Origin of the sequence: Pedobacter alpinus, assembly GCF_042684645.1 — a bacterium.
Taxonomy (GTDB): Bacteria; Bacteroidota; Bacteroidia; order Sphingobacteriales; family Sphingobacteriaceae; genus Pseudopedobacter; species Pseudopedobacter alpinus.
Window position 1 is genome coordinate 1 of record NZ_JBHULV010000056.1, and the last position, 21,839, is coordinate 21,839.

General features: G+C 33.0%; 16 protein-coding genes. 6 read left to right on the top strand and 10 right to left on the bottom strand.

Annotated features, from left to right (window positions below):
- Positions 1-443 precede the first annotated feature (443 nt).
- The 7 genes from ACFSSE_RS17385 to ACFSSE_RS17415 all read right to left on the bottom strand — a co-directional run bounded on the left by ACFSSE_RS17385 (position 444) and on the right by ACFSSE_RS17415 (position 5,391).
- Positions 444-932: a hypothetical protein gene (locus ACFSSE_RS17385; RefSeq protein ID WP_379045225.1), complete on the bottom strand. Its 489-nt coding sequence runs from the start codon at positions 930-932 to the stop codon at positions 444-446.
- 64 nt (positions 933-996) lie between these two features.
- Positions 997-1,431: a hypothetical protein gene (locus ACFSSE_RS17390; protein ID WP_379045222.1), complete on the bottom strand. Its 435-nt coding sequence runs from the start codon at positions 1,429-1,431 to the stop codon at positions 997-999.
- A 9-nt stretch (positions 1,432-1,440) separates the two neighbouring features.
- A complete protein-coding gene (locus ACFSSE_RS17395; protein WP_379045220.1) occupies positions 1,441-1,611 on the bottom strand; it encodes a hypothetical protein in 171 nt (56 codons plus the stop codon).
- A gap of 17 nt (positions 1,612-1,628) precedes the next feature.
- A complete protein-coding gene (locus ACFSSE_RS17400; protein ID WP_379045217.1) occupies positions 1,629-2,624 on the bottom strand; it encodes a hypothetical protein in 996 nt (331 codons plus the stop codon).
- A 9-nt stretch (positions 2,625-2,633) separates the two neighbouring features.
- A complete protein-coding gene (locus tag ACFSSE_RS17405) occupies positions 2,634-3,692 on the bottom strand; it encodes a hypothetical protein (RefSeq protein WP_379045214.1) in 1,059 nt (352 codons plus the stop codon).
- A gap of 8 nt (positions 3,693-3,700) precedes the next feature.
- Positions 3,701-4,048: a hypothetical protein gene (locus tag ACFSSE_RS17410; RefSeq protein ID WP_379045211.1), complete on the bottom strand. Its 348-nt coding sequence runs from the start codon at positions 4,046-4,048 to the stop codon at positions 3,701-3,703.
- A gap of 44 nt (positions 4,049-4,092) precedes the next feature.
- Positions 4,093-5,391 carry an OmpA family protein gene (locus ACFSSE_RS17415; RefSeq protein WP_379045208.1) on the bottom strand — a complete coding sequence of 433 codons (1,299 nt, stop codon included), beginning with the start codon at positions 5,389-5,391 and terminating at the stop codon, positions 4,093-4,095.
- A 244-nt stretch (positions 5,392-5,635) separates the two neighbouring features.
- Between ACFSSE_RS17415 and ACFSSE_RS17420 the strand changes: the two genes are divergently transcribed.
- Complete coding sequence (locus ACFSSE_RS17420; RefSeq protein WP_379045205.1) at positions 5,636-7,687, top strand: histidine kinase; 2,052 nt, start codon at positions 5,636-5,638, stop codon at positions 7,685-7,687.
- An 8-nt stretch (positions 7,688-7,695) separates the two neighbouring features.
- Entirely contained in the window at positions 7,696-8,454 is a 759-nt protein-coding gene (locus ACFSSE_RS17425; RefSeq protein WP_379045202.1) for a LytR/AlgR family response regulator transcription factor, read from the top strand.
- On the opposite strand, the gene ACFSSE_RS17430 is transcribed toward ACFSSE_RS17425, so the two are convergent.
- The gene (locus tag ACFSSE_RS17430) at positions 8,451-10,268 is read right to left on the bottom strand and encodes a sensor histidine kinase (RefSeq protein WP_379045199.1); all 1,818 of its coding nucleotides are present in this window, start codon (positions 10,266-10,268) and stop codon (positions 8,451-8,453) included. The two genes, ACFSSE_RS17425 and ACFSSE_RS17430, sit on opposite strands and share 4 nt — an antisense overlap.
- A 109-nt stretch (positions 10,269-10,377) precedes the next feature.
- Positions 10,378-11,163, bottom strand: coding sequence for a S1/P1 nuclease (locus tag ACFSSE_RS17435; RefSeq protein WP_379045196.1), 786 nt, complete (start codon positions 11,161-11,163; stop codon positions 10,378-10,380).
- 149 nt (positions 11,164-11,312) lie between these two features.
- Between ACFSSE_RS17435 and pruA the strand changes: the two genes are divergently transcribed.
- Positions 11,313-12,947, top strand: a complete 1,635-nt coding sequence (gene pruA / locus ACFSSE_RS17440) for an L-glutamate gamma-semialdehyde dehydrogenase (RefSeq protein ID WP_379045193.1) — start codon at positions 11,313-11,315, stop codon at positions 12,945-12,947.
- Between the two features lie 215 nt (positions 12,948-13,162).
- Here pruA and katG read toward each other — a convergent pair whose 3' ends face one another.
- Complete coding sequence (gene katG / locus ACFSSE_RS17445) at positions 13,163-15,457, bottom strand: catalase/peroxidase HPI (RefSeq protein WP_379045190.1); 2,295 nt, start codon at positions 15,455-15,457, stop codon at positions 13,163-13,165.
- Between the two features lie 363 nt (positions 15,458-15,820).
- Here katG and ACFSSE_RS17450 point away from each other — a divergent pair, with 363 nt between their 5' ends.
- The 3 genes from ACFSSE_RS17450 to ACFSSE_RS17460 all read left to right on the top strand — a co-directional run bounded on the left by ACFSSE_RS17450 (position 15,821) and on the right by ACFSSE_RS17460 (position 21,818).
- Entirely contained in the window at positions 15,821-16,210 is a 390-nt protein-coding gene (locus tag ACFSSE_RS17450; protein ID WP_379045187.1) for a DUF2147 domain-containing protein, read from the top strand.
- Between the two features lie 795 nt (positions 16,211-17,005).
- Complete coding sequence (locus tag ACFSSE_RS17455; protein WP_379045184.1) at positions 17,006-20,212, top strand: SusC/RagA family TonB-linked outer membrane protein; 3,207 nt, start codon at positions 17,006-17,008, stop codon at positions 20,210-20,212.
- A 16-nt stretch (positions 20,213-20,228) separates the two neighbouring features.
- Positions 20,229-21,818 carry a RagB/SusD family nutrient uptake outer membrane protein gene (locus ACFSSE_RS17460; protein ID WP_379045180.1) on the top strand — a complete coding sequence of 530 codons (1,590 nt, stop codon included), beginning with the start codon at positions 20,229-20,231 and terminating at the stop codon, positions 21,816-21,818.
- Positions 21,819-21,839: the final 21 nt, after the last annotated feature.

The window sequence follows — 21,839 nt, forward strand, 5'->3', positions numbered from 1 at the left end:
TTAAGCAGAAACTAACATTATGTGAATAACCCTACGATTTTTTACTTTTTTCATGCGTTGACCCTGGGAATTTACTGATACTGGTAATTTATATTAGGATTTATTTTAGTGTTATGGCAGTAAAGACCAGGATGACTTAGCAAATTAATTTAAAAATTTCGAAAAAATATAAGGGTGGGTGTTAATGAAACTTAATTAAAGGATTGAAAAATAATAATACGATGTTTTGATATGAAATTTGACCTTTTTATTAGTTTAGCAAAAAAAGCGCTATCGTAATAGTTATTTCTTTTAGAGATAACATGTATGATAACGCCTTAAATTTTTGCTATTTTTTTTTGCTAATTTATTTCCTAAAAATTTTTAGTTCGGTGGATTTGTTTAGCTGCAATTAATAGCTGTAATGTTGAGCATTGCACAGTGCAAGTGTTTAAATACATCAACTAAAATTTAACAAAAAGGCTTAATGGCGATATTTCTCCTTTTACTTCTGACACCTTAGCCTCTAAAACAATCTCGTAATTACCAGCCGGAATTTCAGAAACTTTATCTAATCCATTTTTTTGGATGCTTGATAAAATGGAGATAAAATCAAAGGTTTCTACAGGCATCAGCATATCTCCAGGAAAAAACGGAATAGGTTTTCTTGGAATAGATGCGATAATTTTTCCGTCCTTTTTAACAGTAGTGATAAACTGAATATTTACAACTTGTTGTTTCTCTGAGTTATAAGGTAAATCGGCTCCTTTTAAACTGAATAAAATTGGATATTGATTTTCTCTGAAAGTGGCATAAATACTTACTACTTTATTGTTTTTTGCTTGAATTTCTACTTTAGATTGCTCTTTTATTTTGATTGCACCTGAAATTGATTGTGCTTTTACGCTTAATGAAGCGGCAATTATTGAAAATATGATTACTAATTTTTTCATGATATTGACTTTAAAACAACTGATTAACCATTGATTAACCAGCTGTTATTTTTGGAATAGCTGTTTAGTTAACTGGTTTGATACTATATAAAATACCAATGTTTTTGTCGCCTTTATTGAATCGAAAAAAACCTTTTCCTGTAGCTGCATTACTTGAATTTCTGGCACCATCAACATTTTTAGCACTAATGTTTGCGTCTTTCAAAAAGATGATTGATTCTGCTTTACCAATATTCTCATCGTTTGGCATTCTACGTAGTTTTACTTCTGCAACTATTTTAAAATAGGCGTTATCATATAAATCTGCCATGGTTTTGTAGCCATATCTAGCAGGCTCAAACTGGAAACGAACAGACGAATTCATAATAGATCTTACGCCCATATTTTTCATCTCAAAAGCGCCAGCTCTGCTTACTTCAAACACTCTTCCGTAGTTGCCAATGTAAGAGAAACCCGTAGGCTGTATTTGGTCATCATTACCTGTGTTTTTGTTTTTCACAAACAATCTTCAATAACCAATACTCATTACATTATCTGTAGTAATGTCTAACTTGTTGATTTTGTAAGCGGCAAGCCAATCAAACTTGAAGTCGTATTTTACGGTTTGAGGTAAAGTTTGGGCAAAAGAGTTTGCCGTTGCAATTAAAATTGCAATCAAAGTGATTTTTAAATTTTTCATGATTTTTTGTTTAAATATTAATTTTTAGGTGGGGTTAAATTGTTCATCATTTGGTTTCTGTCTACCCAATTGTAGCCTTCAACAGATATAGATATAGGGGCGGTTATTTTTTGGATGCTTTCTGCAATCATTTCGGTTGTACCACCAGAAGCTACGGTATTAAAAGCTAAGAAAAAGCCTTGATTATCATTGCTATATACCTTTTTATAAATGGCTCTTTCGGCTTCTACATATTTTGTGCCTGGCATAATGTAGCTTCCTGTTTTTAGGCTGTAACTTATCCAAATTTTAGTCGGATTGCCTTCTTCATCTTTTCCAGAAAACTCCTGACTTAAGTAGCCAGCTATCGTTTTAGATTTTCCAGTTGGTGTTAATTTATACTTTTGAATTTTTGAGAAATCTGGAGCAAAATCTCCAAACATACTCTTCTGATTTGCATTCATATCCATAGTTATCACCATATTTTGAGCTACACTGTATATTTTCTTCTCGTTAGCTTTATAAATCGAATAAAACTTTTGCCCTGTTTCGGGATCTTTTGCGCTGATGGTATAATTTGGACTTGTATCTGATAAGTACATATCGATTCTATCTGTTTTACCTTCATCCTTTATCAAATAAGTGATTTTATAACCTGCAGAGATTTCTAAACTTTTAATATTTGGTTTTTTCTCTCCTATTTCTAAATTAGTTTCTGGCTTGCTGACTTCTTCATTTTCTGGTTCTGATGTGTTAGGATAACTTCCTGTTTTTAAAAATTGAGCATATTCTTTACAAATTTTTATCTGGCTATCAATATTTGCCTCATATTGGGTTAGTTGCTCTTTAGTTAATTGCGTTTTATCTAAATCATTATACTGAGCGTTTAACAATTTAGAAAGTGTATCGCAATTTAATTGCTTGCTAATTTGTTGCATAGCCTCTTTTTGAGCTTTCTCAATCTCGGCAGGTGTTTGGGCTTTTAAAGCTCCAACCGAAACCATTGTCAGTATCAATAAAACTAATTTTTTCATATCAACCAGTTAGTTAGGTTTAATGGTAAAGTGGATGCGCATGGTATTTTTACTGGTCTTTAAGTCGATGTAGTTATCTCCGTTAACCAAATCTTTTAGGTATAAGTCTTTTGATGAGTCACCATTTTTACTTCCTAATAAATAATCAATTTCGGTTTCGCAACCACTTTCACCATCTATCAATGGATTTATTTCCATTAATTTCCCAAAAAACACGATTCTAGTTTGATTATAGTCTGCCGAAGCAACTTGAAAATTACTTTTATAAGTCTCGGTTGATAATTTTAGAGCGTTTAATTCTATAAAGTAGCTACTGAAAAGATTTCCTTTAAAATATTGACTAAATATCCTGCCTAAATCAGAATTAAGAGCAGTTGCAGATTTAAATATTTTTATTTTTATATCTCCAAAAAATTCAGCCTTGTTATTAGAAAACTCGCTTGTTTTCTTATTACAATCCTTATCATCGTCTACATACAATGTCTGGAATTTGACGTTAGTAATGTTATAAGAAGTGGCTATGGGTAGTTTTTTATTAGTACCATCTTCATTAACATCTAAATATTTTTTGATGATAGTGCCATTATTAATCAAATTTCCCGGTTGCAAATTAGTTGGTTTATTTGGATTTAGATTGTTATTGAAAATAGCTTTTTCATAAATAATACTATCTATTGTTGGATTTGAATTTAATAAAGTGCCATTTCTATCATATTCATAAACTTTTCTTACTACTCTTAACCTATTGTTTTGATTATAAAGGCGCACAAATACTTTTTTAGCGTCATATCCATACAGCTTTTTAATTTCAATTGGTAAAAGAGTTTCTAGTCCGCCGTTTGGAATAGCTTTTAAATTATACTCTATATGATTATTATTCGCATCTGAAATTTTAGCTTTGGTATTAGCTATTAAATTTACAAAGGTAATTTTGGTGTACTGAGTATTAGTTATTGGTGTACTTGGTCGCCATGTACCAAATAAGGCTGTAAAATTTTGTCCATAACTTACTTGTACTCCTGTCATCATTACCATAACGATGATCAATAATTTGATAATTTTTTTCATTTCGTTTTTTATTTAATTCTATTGTTTTGAGCCTTAAGTTGATAGCTCACAACTTTGGTTAATTTTTGATTTACCTGATATTTTATCTCGGCGTTCATCGTCGATTTATTATCTAATAAACTGATGGTTAATTGCTTTTTTATGTCGCCCATTGCATAAAAAGCTGTAATGGTGTTGTTCTTTTGTTGGTAACTGGTAATCCCCCAATCGCAATCTTTTGGTACACAACTTTCCCAAACCTTTAGCTTCTTATGTTCTGTATCAAGGCTGATTTTTGTGATGCCTGTATTACTTTTATTAGTTACCAAATAGGTATTGGCTAAAGTTTCTACAAAGCTTTCATCCTGCGTAAGCAATGAAAAATTAAAGCAAATAAAGAGCAACAGCTTAAAACCCATTATTATAGCTTAATAAATTCTACTCTTCTGTTATTTGCTTTGCCTTGTGGGGTTGTATTTGGTTCTGATGGTTCGGCAGCGCCTTTACCATCTGTTTCTAAACGGCTAGCATCCACACCAAAAACGGTACTTAAAGCATTTTTTACTGCCGCAGAACGTTGTTTAGATAAATCAAGATTTAAAGCTGCATTGCCATCACTATCGGTATGACCAATAATTTTTACTTTAACTGTTGGATTTTCCTGTAAAACAGCGGCTATTTCTTTCAAAACTCCATTTGATTCTGGTTTAATCTGATCTGAGTTTACATCAAACAAAATTCCGCGGGTTACAAATTTACCTTCAGTAATTAATTTACTTCTGGTATCAGCAGGTGCAATGGCGTATTTTATGTTGCCTATAAAAACATTGCATTCTCTAAAAAAATTCCTGAAAAAGGCAAAACCGTACACTTGGTTTTCGGTAAAAAAGCGAGGAATATCAATCAATTTATCTTGGTCTACGTAAACTCTCAGCCTTCCTTTTTGTCTCCAAATAGAAACTTTAGCAAAAGTTTTATTATTTACATCCCATTGTGGCATTGGTATTTCGTTAGAAATATCGGTTCCTTGAGTTGGTATAATAGAGATGGTAGCTTGTGCTGCCCCTGGGTGAAGGTAAACTATGGAAGTTCCCTTAGCAAAAAACATATCTTTAAAAAGTTGATCGTTATTGATGTTGAAGTTTAATCCCAAACCCGAGTAATTATTTGATGGATCTTTATCAATCCCAACCTCAAACTCTAGTGTAAAATTCTCTGGTAGGTTTTTAATATTATCAGGAATAAAAGCGCCGTTTTTAGTCATGTTGAGCCATTTACCTTCCTTGCCTTCTAAGGTTACCACTTCGCCACTGGCGTTGGTGTTAATATCAGCAGGAAAATCGCCTACTGCAACTCTGGAGAAATCATCATAATACAAAACCTTTTCTCCAGATATAAAATCAAATTTTGAAGTTGCCGAAATTTTAGCAGAAGGAGAGGTGTTTGCGTTGCTTGTGCCACTTTGATTTGAGGTATTGCTAGTTTCTTCAGTGTTTTCTTTGTCGGCTTTGTTTTTTTTCTCTTTACCTTCAATTACTCCATTTACACTTTTATCCAATTTCTCTTCGCTTTTTCCAAGTGCCTTATCAATGGTTTTTTCAATTTTTTGATCTTTTGCCTCTTTTAATTTTCTTGCGAGTTTTTCTTTTAGTGTTTCCGTTTGAGCCTGAGTTATCGCTACACAAAACATTAAAGTGGTTATTAAAGTTAACTTTTTCATTTGAGTATAATTTATTTCTTTACCCAAAACTATGTTGTTGGTAGCCTCTAAAAACAGCCAGTAAGAATTTGGAGATTATTGGACAGGATTTAACCTTCTTGAGTAAGTATTTGATTTTTAGTTCAAAATATCGGTTTTAGGCCCTCATTATAAAGAATTCCTAAAACCAGCTAAATACTCATTCAAATGCTACATATACTCATTGGGTATTGTTATTAGCCAGCAAATAAATTATTTTATGTGCATGTTCAGATGGATAAGTCCGTTTATTGTTTGTCTATTTAGTTTAGCAAGTTTTGCGCAAAACAGGCAAAACGCAATCCCACTTTCAGCGCTAAAAGGATATACTTATTTTTTTGATATGCCTGATGTCCAAGTTCTAGAAACAGAAAAAGGAGCAAGCATAAAGACGGTTAATAAACAATTATTTAGCAATGAAAAACGGAATATAAAAATCAATCATCAAAGTGCATATTGGTTTAAGCTTAACTTATATAACAATATTGATAGTTATAATGAATGGTACATTTACACCGGCAACAATGATTATGCAGAAATTTATCTTTTAGAAGGTAATATTTTGAAATTAAAAGGCAAAACGGGTACTTACTGCCCTACTCCACAGCTTCAAATACCTAATATTTCTTATTATTTAAATTTTAAGTTAGCACCGCAAAAAACTCAACAGGTTTATTTAAAAATTTACAATAAGAGAAATGTTAATCCCGATTTAAATATTACTATAGAAGATAAATCAACCTATAGTGAAGAAATTTTAAAATATCAAAACGCCAAGTTAAAAGAAACCTTCATCGTGATTTTGTTTATAGGCTCAATAGGTTTTATATTCCTTTTCATGATTTTTCTCTACTTTAAAAGCTACCAAAAACTTTATTTATACTACTCATTATACCTCTTAGGAACAATTATTTATGCACTTACTAGGCTTAACAAAATCACATGGATTGGAAGCATGATAGATTATTTCCCCATTATGCGGTCATATATAAATGAACCTATCCAATTCCTATTTTTTGCGGTTTACAATTGGTTTGTGATTGAGCTTTTAAATATTGGAGATTATGATACAAAGCTAGTTCGTTTCCTGAAAATATTAAGCTATTGCTATTTGGTTTATGCTGGACTTCATTTGTTTATGATGATTACCTTATTTGATTTTGAGCTTAGAAATATCTTATTTATTGGCACCAGAATTATTTTATTTCCATTAAATATTGGCTTACTTATTTGGGTGTATATCAAAGTAAAATCGCCAGTGGTTGATTACTTTTTTTTAGGAGCGCTATTCTATTTAATTGGCGGAATTATAGCTTCTTTGGCTGATGCAAATTTTAGGTTATTTGGCGATTATCAAATTGGCCTATCAGCAGCCAATATTTTTCAGTTAGGGATTTTAGCCGAGGTTTTATGCTTTTCTTTAGCCATTGGCTATCGAATAAAATTAAATGAAGATGAAAAAAAAGAGAGTAAAGATGCTTTAATCAATCAGCTCCAAATCAATCAGAAATTAATAAAAAACTCTAACGAAGAATTAGAACAAAAAATCAAAATCCGTACGGAAGAAATTATCCAAAAAAACCAAGAAATTGAAAAAGAAAAGATTACCACGCTACAGATAAATTACGAGAAAAAACTAGCTGAAGCGGAGATGATGGCATTACGCTCTCAAATGAATCCTCATTTTTTATTTAATAGTTTAAGCTCTATCCGATATTTTATTTTAAGCAACCAAAATGATAAAGCTGCTGATTATTTAAACAGGTTTTCTAAACTGATACGTTTGGTTTTAGAACATAGCAAAAAAGAATTAGTAAGCTTAAGTAGCGAGTTAGAAGCGCTTTCTTTGTATTTAGCTATAGAAGCCAACCGCTTTAACGATCAATTTTTTTATAACATAAATATTCATGATGATGTTGATACCAACGAAATATTTATCCCGCCTTTACTATTACAACCCTTTGTAGAAAATGCTATTTGGCATGGTTTACTACCCAGTTTAAATCCAACAAAAACATTAAACATTACGATAGAAAGTAATCCGGAAAAGAATAATTCTTATCATTTTATCATTGAGGACGATGGAATTGGCAGGGCTCAATCGGCTTTGCAAAAAGGTGAAACCCTTAAAAAACATAAATCATACGGTATGGATTTGACTAAGGAAAGAATAAAACTTTTTAATGAAAATTTCAGTAATTGTATATCTTACGAAATAAAAGACAACTTTGATGGTGAAATGGCTATAGGAACTAAAATATTATTTACAATAAGTTAAATTTGAATATGATTAAAGTTGTACTAATTGATGATGAATTGCATTGTACTGAATCTTTAGAAATTCTTTTAAAAAGCTTTGCAAAGCCTGTTCAAATTATTGGAAAGTTCAACAGCTCTATAGAAGCTTTAACGTTTATCAAAAAAACAGAATTTGATATTTTATTTTTAGATATTGAAATGCCTGGCATAAACGGATTTGAATTATTAGGGCAAATAGGAAATTTTAAATTTGATGTTGTATTTACCACTGCTTATGATCAATATGCGATAAAAGCATTCAAATATAGCGCACTAAACTATTTATTAAAACCTGTTGACGAAGTAGAATTATTAGAATGTTTGGTAAAATGGGAGAATAAATCGCAAAAAAACTTGGCAACAAACCATTTTAATTTTTTTATGGATGTTTTGCAAAACTCGCAAATAACCCGATCTAAAATTGCCCTGCCTACCACCTATGGATTAGAGTTTATAGAGATAAGTGAAATCATAAGGTGCCAGTCTGATAGTAATTACACCCACTTTTACTTAAAAAATAGAGAGAGCTATTTAATTTGCCGCACCTTAAAAGAAGTAGAAACTTTATTATCTACAAATGGTTTTATACGTATTCATCAATCACATTTAATTAACCCCTTGTATTTAAAAAAGTTTTTAAGAAACGATGGTGGCTATGTGGTAATGGAAGACGGGGAAAAAATCAGCGTGTCAAAAAACAATAAAGATAAAATTATTGATATTTTTAATCAGATAGAACGTAATTAATCAAGTTCTAAACTTATTTTCACTAAAGTTCCCGTCTCTTTAGTTTCTAAATCATGTTTATCCACTATAGTTAAATCAATTTTTCTGTTGTATAAACTGGTCCATTGTGCTAAATAATTTTTTGTTATTTCTGTTGCTCTTGATTTATAATCTGCTTGAGATAAATTGAGGTGTTTTTGAATACCAATACCATTATCTTCCACTTCAATAACTAAAATATTTAAATGCTCTGTAAATGATATTTTAATAGTTTTATTTACTGCTTGTTGATGAAAAGCATGTTTAATTGCGTTTTCTACAAACGGTTGTAGTAGCATGGGTGGCAAAAAAATTAAATCACCATTTTTAATCATGTTTTTGTTTATGCTGTAATTAATGCTTTCACCAAATCTTAAGCTTTCCATTGCCAAATACATTTCTAAATAAGTAATGTTTTCTTCTAAACTAATTTGTTTTCTGATGGAGTTTTCAAGTGTTAAACGCAGTAATTTGGAGAATTTTAAAAGATAACTTGACGCTTTATCATTTTGGTTTTGAAGTATTAAATTTCTAATTGCGTTTAAACAATTAAAAGTAAAATGCGGATTCATTTGTGCCTGCAAAGCCATCATTTGCACTTCTAAAACTTGCTTTTGATATTTAATTTTCTCTCTGCTTTCTTCAACCATTTTACCTCCTAAACCCAAAGAGAAAAAGCAAAGCTCAATAAATGTCCCAATTTGAGTATAGTTATTAGGGAGAAGCCCCAAAAATTTCCAACCAAAAACTTGGCTAAAAGTGCCTCCAATGTTTCCTAAATAAAAGAACAAAATTCCCCATAAAATATACTTGTAGAAATTATAATGCCTCACTCTAAATAACTTATAAATAATAAAAGCATAATACGGAATAACAGCAAAAAGCAGTACACTATTTACCTTAAAAGCTATATTTTGAAGCTTTAAATTGGTTGATATTAATAAGATGATATTGACAATAATAACTATCGAAAAAATGTAATTAATAATTGTTAAGCCTTTATTAACAGATTTTAAACGTTCTTTAAGCTTTAAAAATTTAATTAAAAATAGGTGGTAACAAATAAGGTAAGCAAAAACTAAAGTTTCTTTAGATTGGATAAAAACCTGTGGATAATCCCAAATAAAAAACGAGTTGAATTTTACCGGAAAATCGGCAATGATGCTAAAAGCTAATACAAAAATTAAGTAACCTGCATAGCTTAAAAAATCACTCGATTTATTTTGTAAATAAATTAAAAAACTAAATAAAGCCATGATTATTAAACTTCCTAAAAACAATAACGAAATGTAAAGACTGGTTTTAACCGCTTTGTCTTCTTTGTTCTTCAATTCGTAATAAGCTTCGGGATTGTAAATGTGGATAGTGTTATCTGCAGCTTTTAATTCAAAATTATTAATCGAAACTGATAGCTTTAATACTTGATTTGGTAATATCTCTACCTTAAAAGTTTGCAAATCTGGATTGTTGCTTCGTTGATGGTAAGGAGTTAATGGCCCATTTTGTACTTGGTTTTTGCTGTCAACTTTTAAAGTTAAGGCATAATTAAAACCTTGTTGTAACCTAAAAACATCAATAGAGTGATACTTATACAAGTTTTGTGTTCCTACCCTTATATAAACTATAGTTTTTAAGTCGCCTTGGTTTTTTAAAGTAAAGTTTGAAGTGTTTTTTAAAGAATGAAAATAAATTTGGCTTTTTTTAGAAAGAACGGTTGTTTCTATAATTTGTTCCGCAACGCCATCAAAACTCCATAAATTGATTAAGCAGGAAAAAAGAATTGCTAATTTTTTCAAAACCGTAAAAGTTATAGAACTAATTTACACCAAAATTTAATAAAAAGAGGATTACAAAAAAAAGCTTTACAAACTAATCTGTAAAGCCCTTCTCTATCTGTAAAGTTATTTACTTATAAATCTTATTTAAATAACCTGCTAGCCTAATTCCAGCTTTTTGCATTCTTTCTTTATAAATTTCTGAATGATTTGGATAGTAAGTATAATCAAAATCTGAGTTTTCTGCTGCTTCAGCATAAAGTAATGTTGCTATTTGGTATGATTCAAATAGCCAAACAGTTACATCGTCATTTTGCCATTGTTTAATTTTTTCTTCGCTCACATTATCAAAAGCTGTAGCCATTTCTGTAAAACTAAAGCCGTTATATTCTACCAAACCACTATCCCAAAGTGCATGTATGTTTGTTTCTCTACCTCTAAATTTTACTTTAATATCATTTCCTCCTTTATCCTCACCTCTGCCTACATGAAAAGGTTGGTGTAAATCTCCAATTAAATGAATAATAAATTTTAAAGCAAATACCTTTTCTTCTCTACTGCTTTTAGCATCTTTTAGCTGCTTTTCCATTTTTAGTAAAGCATTGTAAACGTTTGCTCCGGTATCTGCTTTTAAAGCCACAACATACTCTTGGTAATTTAAACCTTGTTTTAAATTGATATAGTGCCATGGAGCGGTGTAGGAAAATTCTTTTGCCGACCTCACCTCATCTGCATAAGTGCTTACTAGTGGTATTGTTTCTGTTCCAAGTAAAGCTGTAACCGCTATTTTGGTTTTCGGAGTTAAATGATTTTCTGCAATTTTAGCGATAGACCTATGCGCAACAACGCCCCAAGATACCAGAGACATGCTAGCAATTAATAAAGCGAAAGGAAATATATTTTTTTTAATCATCATGTTGAATTTTCAGTCAAATATAGCTTATCAAGTTTTTATTGCACTATTGTAGCAAATAAATAACATACAGTTTATAGCAGTATAACATCAAAATTACTTTGTCTTAAAGCACAAAACCTTACCTTTAAACTAAACACAAAAAAAATTTTATGTTAAAAGGATTTTTTAAAGTACCTACACCAACAAATGAACCTATATACAGTTACGCTCCTGGAACAAAAGAAAGAGCATTGCTTAAGAATGCTTTAGTAGAAGCTCGCAGTAAAGAAATTGATATACCAATGTATATTGGAGGCAAAGAAGTAACTACAAAAAATAAAAAAACAATATCTCCGCCACATAACCATAAACACAAATTAGGCGAATTTAGTTATGGGGATACAACACATGTTAAGCAAGCGATTGATGCTGCCTTAGCGGCAAAAAATGATTGGGAAAATTTAGCTTGGGAACACAGAGCAGCTATATTTTTAAAAGCGGCCGATTTAATTGCTACAAAATATCGTTACGAATTAAATGCAGCCACGATGTTGTGCCAATCTAAAAATGCTTTTCAAGCCGAAATTGATTCTGCTTGTGAGATGATAGACTTTTTGCGTTTTAATGTAAGCTACATGGCAGAAATTTATCAGCAACAACCACCAATATCGCCCAGTGGAGTGTGGAATAGGTTAGAGCAGCGCCCTTTGGAAGGTTTTATATTTGCGCTTACTCCATTTAATTTTACTGCAATTGCTGGTAATTTGCCAACCTCTTGCGCCATGATGGGCAATGTGGTAGTTTGGAAACCCGCCGATACGCAAGTATATTCTGCAAACGTATTGATGAAAATTTTTAAGGAAGCTGGTGTGCCCGATGGCGTTATAAATTTAATTTATGCTGACGGACCAGAAGTTGGCGAAGTTGTTTTTAACCATCCAGATTTTGCAGGGATACATTTTACAGGATCAACTGCGGTATTCCAACATATTTGGAAAACTATTGGGAACAATATTCACAAGTATAAAAGCTACCCTCGTATTGTTGGCGAAACCGGAGGTAAAGATTTTATTTTGGTGCATCCATCTGCCGATTGGCAAGCGGCTGTAACCGGCATAGTTCGTGGTGCTTTCGAGTATCAAGGACAAAAATGTTCTGCTGCTTCTCGTACTTATATTCCAAAATCTTTATGGTCAGCAATGAAAGAAAAAATGCTGGCAGATGTTGCTTCTTTTAAAATGGGAGGCACAGAAGATTTTAGCAATTTTGTGAACGCTGTTATTGATGAAAAATCTTTCAATAAGTTAGCTAAATATTTAGACCAAGCCAAAAAAGACAAAGACTCAGAAATAATTTGCGGTGGTAATTACGATAAAACAGAAGGTTATTTTATAGAACCTACTATTATATTAACCAGTAACCCAAAATACACCACCATGTGCGAAGAGTTGTTTGGACCCGTTTTAACTATTTATGTTTATGAGGATGATGCTTTTGAAGCTACATTAAAACTGGTTGATGAAACATCTCCTTATGCTTTAACCGGAGCTGTTTTTGCACAAGATCGTTATGCTATAGAGCAAGCCTCGGTAGCTTTAAGAAATGCAGCAGGTAATTTTTACATTAACGATAAATGTACCGGTGCAGTAGTTGGGCAACAACCATTTGGTGGCGCAAGAGGTTCGGGTACAAATGATAAAGCTGGCGCAATGGTTAATCTTTTACGTTGGGTTTCGCCACGTACCATTAAAGAAACCTTTAACCCACCAACAGATTATAGGTATCCGTTTTTAGCAGAAGATTAAATAGATGCTTAACACTTTTTAAAGGCGCAAAGCTTTAAACTAAAAGCTTAAACCGATATATAGAACATTAAACTGTTTGCTGAATTAATAATCAATCTCAGGTTTCAATGAAAATCAATTAATAAAAAAAGCAGGACTTTCATCCTGCTTTTTTTGTATCCTAAGAAATTAATATCGGCTAAGATAAAGTATCAAAACCGATATTTTTTAAAGTTTTAATTTAAAGATAAATCAAACCTATCAGCATTCATTACTTTTACCCAAGCTTTTACAAAGTCTTTAACAAATTTTTCTTTGCTATCATCTTGTGCATAAACTTCTGCATAAGAACGTAAAATAGAGTTAGAGCCAAAAACTAAATCCATGCGAGTGGCTGTCCATTTTACGGCTCCAGTATTACGGTCGCAAATTTCATAAAGTCCTTTATCTTTAGGTATCCAAGTATTTGCCATATCTGTTAAATTCACAAAAAAATCGTTGCTTAAAGTGCCTATTTTATCTGTAAAAACACCATGTTTTGTATCGCCATAATTTGTACCTAACATTCTCATACCGCCAACAAGTACTGTCATTTCTGGTGCAGTTAAACCCATCAATTGTGTTCTGTCAAGCATTAATTCTTCTGCACTTACCACGTAATCTTTTTTACTAAAGTTACGGTAACCATCAGCAAGAGGTTCTAAAGGCGCAAAAGAATCTGCATCTGTCATCTCATCAGTAGCATCTCCACGGCCAGCAGCAAACGGAACAGTAATATCAAAACCTGCGGCTTTTGCAGCTTTTTCTACACCTAAACTTCCAGCTAAAACAATTGCATCGGCAATGCTCATTCCGCATTCAGCCGCAATAGGCTCTAAAACTGATAAAACGTGGGCTAAACGCTGTGGCTCATTACCTTCCCAATCTTTTTGAGGTGCTAAACGAATACGAGCGCCATTTGCTCCACCACGCATATCTGAACCGCGGAAAGTACGAGCACTGTCCCAGGCTGTAGCAACCATTTCTGAAACTGATAAACCAGATTCAGCAATTTTTTGCTTAGCTGCAGCTACATCATAATTAGTATTACCAGCCGGAATTGGGTCTTGCCATATTAAATCTTCTTGTGGTACATCGGTACCAAAGTATCTCACTTTTGGCCCCATGTCTCTGTGGGTTAATTTAAACCAAGCTTTTGCAAAAGTTTCAGAAAAATATTCCTGATCGTTCATAAATTTTAAAGATATTTCCCTGTAAATCGGGTCCATCTTCATCGCCATATCAGCGTCAGTCATCATCGGGTTATGGCGAATATTAGCATCTTCAACATCTACTGGTCTGTCTTCTTCTTTAATATTTATTGGTTCCCATTGCCAAGCACCCGCTGGGCTTTTACGTGGTTCCCAATCGTGGTTAAACAACATCTGAAAAAATCCATTATCCCATTTTGTTGGGTTCGTAGTCCATGCACCTTCTAATCCACTGGTTACGGTATAACGACCTTTACCTGTATTGCTTGGATTTTTCCAACCTAAACCTTGGTCTTCAAAACCTGCTGCTTCTGGCGCTGCGCCTAAAATACTCGCATCACCGTTACCGTGTGTTTTACCAACAGTGTGCCCGCCTGCTGTTAAAGCCACAGTTTCCTCGTCATTCATAGCCATTCTAGCAAAGGTTTCACGTATATGTGCAGCAGTTTTTAAAGGATTTTGTTTTCCGTTAACACCTTCTGGGTTCACATAAATTAAACCCATTTGTACCGCAGCTAAAGGATTTTCCATGGTACTTGGGTCATCCACATTAGTATAACGCTCATCACTTGGCGCTAACCATTCTTTTTCTGCTCCCCAATAAGTGTCTATTTCTGGGCTCCAAATATCTTTACGTCCAAATGCAAAACCATAAGTTTTTAAGCCCATATTTTCATAAGCAATAGTTCCTGCTAAAACCATTAAATCGGCCCAGCTTACTTTATTGCCATATTTTTTCTTAATTGGCCATAATAATCTTTTTGCTTTGTCTAAACTCACATTGTCTGGCCACGAGTTTAAAGGCGCAAAACGTAAATTTCCGGCACCACCGCCACCACGACCATCAGAAATACGGTAAGAACCAGCCGAATGCCAAGAAAGACGTATCATTAATCCTCCGTAATGCCCCCAATCTGCCGGCCACCAATCTTGGCTATCCGTCATTAAAGCATGCATATCTTCTTTTAATGCTGCTATATCTAATTTTTTTAGTTCTTCATAGTAATCAAAATCTTCACCTAAAGGATTTGTTTTTGTATCATGCTGATGCAAAATATCAAGATTAAGTGCATTTGGCCACCAATCTTTTACAGATGCTTTGTTGGATGTATTTCCACCATGCATTACCGGGCATTTAGCTGCAGATGAGTTTTGAGAAGAGGAATCATGGTTGCCTTCAACAATCGTAGTTCCCTCGTCATCTTTTTGTTTCTCTTGACCGTGATTAAACGGGCATTTACCTTCATCATTAGATGAGTTTGGATATTTTTGATTTTCCATTTTTGAAAAGGTTTATAATTAAAGAATATCTATTTATCCAAATTTAACTTAATTCTACTCATAAAGTGCATTACTTTAATCCTATTAATTGATAGAAGTATAGAAAAAATTTATACTTATTTTAAAGAGTATGTTTTTTATGTTTTGTAAGGGAAAGGGGTTACTACTATTTTCCGCTAGCCCGGCTATACGTTACAAGTCCGCATTCCGCAAGCTACATTGTGGGCTTTTCACTACTATCCGGTTTATTTACAAAGGTTATACAAAAAAATAGTCCATTTGATAACAATTTTTTGTTTTCTAAAAAACTGCACAGTTTTTGAATTACAAATAATCTGATATTATAAAACAAAAAAATATTTTATGAAAAACTTTAAAAAACATATTACTATATGCTCATTAGCATTGGCATTTATTTTAATGTCATCTTTTAAAACACAAGATGCTGATGCAATTATTGGTACTTGGAAAGAGCAAGGTGGTACAAAAACTATCCAAATTTATAAGGTAGATGAATTTTATTTTGGCAAGCTAACAGAAAACTTAAGTACAGACGAAAATAAAATAAAACCAGGTACTATTATTATGAAAAACTTTGTTTACGAAAATGGTGTGTGGGAAGGAACAATTGAAATACCCAATAGAGATATGAGTTTGAAAGGAAAAATTGTTTTAGAGAACGAAAATCAGATGAAAGCAATTGCCACTGTAATTTTTGTGGGTAAATCAAAAGTTTGGGATAGGGTAAAATAGGAGCTTTGCTTTATCTATAAAGCGATAACACCTACCAAATTTAAAATCCAAAAAACATCATAATTTTTAAGCAGGATTCTTTAATAAAGAGTCCTGTTTTTTTTGCACCCCTTTACCATTCATTTATCAACCTGAGTTCGATAATTGATGATTAAATTAATATGATTTGGGCGTTTTAACACGCTGTTCGCTGTATCTTTTTGGCTATCATCCTGTAAGGAGTCGAAAGAAAGTAAAAAATGAGGTTAATTCCATCGTTAACGCTTTTGTACATTTCAAAACCAGGCTTGAGACATTATAATCTAACTATAATAATCCAACTCAGGTTATATGGATATATGTCTCAAACAATTTACCCAGCATTTGTAGCAAAGCGTAAGGGTATTTAAGGCAACCTAAAATCTAAATATGACCACCGATAAAACCTTTTTTTAAATAGCCGAACTAAATAGAAGGCTTACATCATTTACTTTCTATTTTGAAATAATAAAGATTTATAAAGCAAATAAAATAAAACGCTCCTCCAACCTAAATATGGCATCAATAAAAGATATTTAATTTAAGATTATACCCTTAAAAACTTTAAAAAATACACCTTCAAAAAAGCACAACTGTTTACTTTAGTGAAACCAATTAATGCCTTTTAATAAGTCAAAATTTTAACTAAAAAACCTTTTTTAATAAACATTTTGATATAATTAAAATATACCCTACTTTTGGTAAACCAATTTTTGGTAAACCAATTAGTCGGTTTTAATAACCGTTGTAAACCAATTTAATAACCAATAATAAATTATGAAGTTTAAAACTTACATTTCAATCATGGCTTATGGCTTTGTGTTTTTATTATGCTTTGCAGCAAAACAAAGTATAGCTCAAACAAAAATTAAAGTTCAAGGCATAGTAAAATCAGTTGAAGGGGAGCCGTTGCCTGGAGTTTCTGTATCTATTAAAGATACAAAAACTGGTACAACTACAGATTTAAACGGTCAATTTACCATATCGACAGAACCAGGGAAAATTTTAGTTTTTAATTACTTAGGCTTTAAAACGTTAGCTAAAGGAGTTACAGATCAAAAAGTAATGAATGTTACTTTAGAAATTGAACGTAGCTTAATGGATGAAGTGGTAGTAATTGGATACGGTACTCAAAGAAAATCTTCGGTTACAGGTGCGGTAAGTAAATTGGTAAACACCAATTTAGACGAGATTCCTACCTCCAGGTTAGACAATGCCTTAATAGGCAAAATTGCTGGGGTTAGTATCCAAAATGTAACTTCAGAAGTTGGTGCCGACCCAGTAATTAGGGTGCGTGGATTTGGCTCTATTAGTGCAAACTCTTCTCCTTTAGTAGTTGTAGATGGTTACCCAGTTCCAGACGGACTGTCTTTTGTAAACCCACAAGATGTAGAATCAATTGAAGTTCTAAAAGATGCCGCTTCTGCTGCAATTTATGGTTCAAGAGGTGCAAACGGGGTTATTTTAATTACTACAAAACAAGGTGTTGCAGATAAACCTCGGTATTCTGTTAAAACTTTCTCGGGAATTAGAGAATCTTACGCTTTAAATCCTATTATGAGTATTACTGAATACGCACAAGGGCTTTATAGAGAAGCTGCTTTGCGAGAGCAAGACCCTTCAGTGCCAGTAAATTCTCGTAATCTAATCACTCCAAACGAAAGAGCGATGTATGTAATCGAGAATCAAATTTTTGGGCAACCTACTAATTGGCAAGATGTGGGTTTAAGAAACAATCCGATAATTAACAACGCTCAATTAAGTATTTCGGGCGGTAAAAAAGATTTGAAGTATTTTATTTCTGGAAATATTACACAAGACCAAGGAGTGATGAAGTTTAGCGATAATACTAGAGCTTCTTTTAGAACAAGATTATCGGGAGATTTGAGTAAGAAAATAAAATTTAATATCAACATAAACCCTTCCTATAACGGAACTACACGGCCAGCAGCTAACTATACGGATTATTTTAGATTCTTTTCTTTCTTACCAGAAAGACATAATGATTTTACAACGGCATTTGTTCGTCAAAATCCTCAATGGGCTGGCATTAACACCGGAGACTATGCGCAAGCTCGTCATTTTAGCGGCTTAAATTATAGCGGTATGATGCCAGATGGTTCTTTATGGACAAGCTCTGGAACGGTAATTCCATGGAGTACCAATAACAATTCGCCAATATCTATTGCCGATAGACAAGATATTACTAGAACACAATATAGAATGTTAGGAAGTGGTGATTTATCTTATGAAATTATCCCTAAATTAATTTTAAAGACATCTATAGGTGGCTATTATACCAATCAGGATGATTTAGATTTTACTTTAAGCAACGCAAGGCAAGATGGAGCGGTAAACGAAGCCGACATTAGAAACCGAGTATTTAAAGATATACTTTGGGAAAATACATTGAATTATAATTTCACAAAAAAGGACCACTCTTTTGGATTTTTAGCAGGTTTTACTACACAGCAAACTTTCACCAACTCTTCAAGATATGTGGGTAGAGATTATCCCGCCGATCAATTAAATACGCAGCCCTCCCAAATTGATTTAGCGCTGTCTGTTCCATTCCAAGATCGCGTTGGATTAATTTCCTATTTAGGTAGGTTTAATTACGATTATAAAAGCAAATATTTATTTCAAACCAGTTTTAGGACAGATGGAAGCTCCAATTTTGCACCAGGGCGCAAGTGGGGATATTTTCCATCGGTTTCTTTAGGATGGGTAGCTAGTAACGAAGATTTTTTAAAAGACGCCAGATGGTTAAGTAATTTAAAATTAAGGTCAAGTTATGGCGCAACGGGTAATAACAGAATCAATAGTTTTGCTTTTACCAACTTACTTTATCCATCTAATTATTCTTTTGGTGGTGGCACCGGATCACTTGGTTTAGGTTTATCTCCAAATGGAACAGTTTTAGCGAACCCAAACATTACTTGGGAACGCACATTTGCCTATAATACAGGTTTAGATTTAAGTGTTTTAAACAATCGTTTTGGTTTAACCGTAGAATATTATAGTTCTACTACAGATCGTTTATTATATAACCAAGCGGTACCAGCCATTACAGGTTCTAATGAGTATGTTAATAACGTAGGTAAAGTCAGAAATCGTGGTTTAGAGTTTGAAATTACTTCAAACAATTACCGATCTAAAAATTTTGAATGGTCAACAAGTGCAAACATATCTGCAAATAGAAATACCTTACTGGCTTTAGGTGGCGAGCCTTTTCAAAACAATTTTGGCGAACGTAACGAGATCTACTCGGCTGTGGTAGGTAAACAAGCCATTCAGTATTTAGGCTTTAAAACAGATGGTATATGGACTTCACAAACTCAAATAGATGAAGCTAGAGCTGCCGGTCAATCTTCTTTGTTAGCTAGGTATTATACACCGGGTGGGTTAAAATTTGTAGATGTTAATGCAGATGGCATTATAGATAATAACGATAGAACAACCATTGGCTCCCCCTTTCCCGATTTTTTATGGGGAGTAACAAATACGTTAAAATATAAAAGTTTTGATTTAAGTGTTTCAATTCAAGGTTCGCAAGGTGGGCAGTTGGTTAATGGAGATTATAATTATTTAGAAACTAAAAGACTAAATAAAAATTTCAATAATGAGAACAGATGGATTAGTGAGCAATTCCCAGGCGATGGTAAAACCCCCTATAACGATTTTGGGTTTAACGGAATGCTAACAGATTTTGTTGTGGAAGATGCTTCTTACGCGTCTATTAGAAACGTGATTATAGGATACGGACTACCAACAAAATTCACCAAAAAAGCAAAAATTAGCAATATGCGTGTTTATGCTTCGGCAGAAAACCTATTGTATTTTATGGGGAAAAATTATAGAGGAATCAATCCTGAGGCTAGAACAACTTCTTCGGCTTATGCCTCGCCACTTATTGATGGTTACCAAAGAGGTGCATTCCCAATAATGCGTACGATAACTTTTGGTTTAGATTTTACTTTTTAAGTTAATTATAAAGGATATGAAAAAGATTAAATACATATTATTAGCCGCTGTACTTTCATTTACAGTAACATCTTGCGAAAAAATTATCGAGATAGATCCAATATCTAACGTAGGTGCAGATGCCTTTTATCGTAACTTTACAGAAGTTAATACGGCATTATCTGGATGTTACGGAGGTTTACATGGTCCATTGTATAACGAATGGATGTTCACCGAATTACGTGGAGACAATACTAAACAAGGTTTAGCTACAAGTTCGGCCGTTCAAAATATAGAATTTAACGAATTGGATATGTTTGTTTTAAACAGTACACATCCACAAGTTTACAATTACTGGTTAGCAACCTATAAAAATATTAGAGCTATAAACTTTGTACTAGCTAGCTTAGGTGTAACCTATAGCAATGGGCAAATTACAGTTGAACAAGGAACTGCAACGTTAACCTCAGCACAAAAAAATCAAATTATTGGCGAAGCTTTATTTTTAAGATCTTATCACTATTTCAATTTAGTAAGATTGTTTGGTGGTGTAGCTGCCGTAACCGCTCCGGTTGCTCCAGAAACATCTAAACAAATCAATAGAAATACAGTTGCCGAGTGTTTTCAACTAATTACTGCCGATTTAAATTTGGCTAAAGATTTATTGCCAACAAATACTTTTAACACCATTGCTAACGCTAATTTGGGTAGGGCAAATGCTTGGGCTGCTAAATCTTTATTAGCTAAGGTTTACCTTACTTTAAACAGAAATTCTGAAGCATTACCATTATTAAACGATGTAATTAATAACAGTGGTTATGGTTTGTTAAATAGCTATGCCGATGTTTTCTCTATTGGTAATGAGATGAATAGAGAAATTATTTTTGCAGTAAGGTACAAAGCTGGTGGCTTAGGAATTGGTTCTCCATTTGCAAATTTATTTGCACCATCCGGTAGCGGTAATGCAGTAATAAATAACGATGGTAATGGTTTTAATTTTCCTACCGAGAGTATAAAAAATGCATACATTACACCAGTTTCAGGTTTTTCTGATAATAGAAAAGCCGTTAATATTGCCCAGTTTACCGCATCTAGACCTTATACCAGAAAATACTTATCTCAAGTAATTAATAGATATGATGCGGAGAATGATTTTCCTGTAATTCGTTTTGCCGATGTTTTATTAATGAAAGCAGAGGCTGTAGGTTTTGATGGGGCCGCTGGGTCATCTGTAACCCTTATTAATCAGGTAAGAGAAAGAGCAGGAGCGGGAGATTTTTCTGGATCAGGTTCTTTTACTTCGGCATTTTTCGTTTATCCCGCATCTGGTGCAGGTGCCATTACTGATGCTGCTTCCTTTAAAACTGCTTTATTTAAAGAAAGGAGATTAGAATTAGCTTTCGAAAATCAACGTTATTTTGATATCATACGTACTGGCGATGGAGCTAATGTGATTAAAAATCATATTGCAGAAGAGTACGATGTTCATTATAGAAATTATCGTCCAGTTTTAACTTTAGACTTTATTCAGTCTAATATAACAACAGATAAATTATTGTTACCTATTCCACAGCGGGAGATAGATACCAATGATCAAATTGTTATAGCGCAAAACCCAGGATATTAAATCATTTTTTAAATAAAAAGA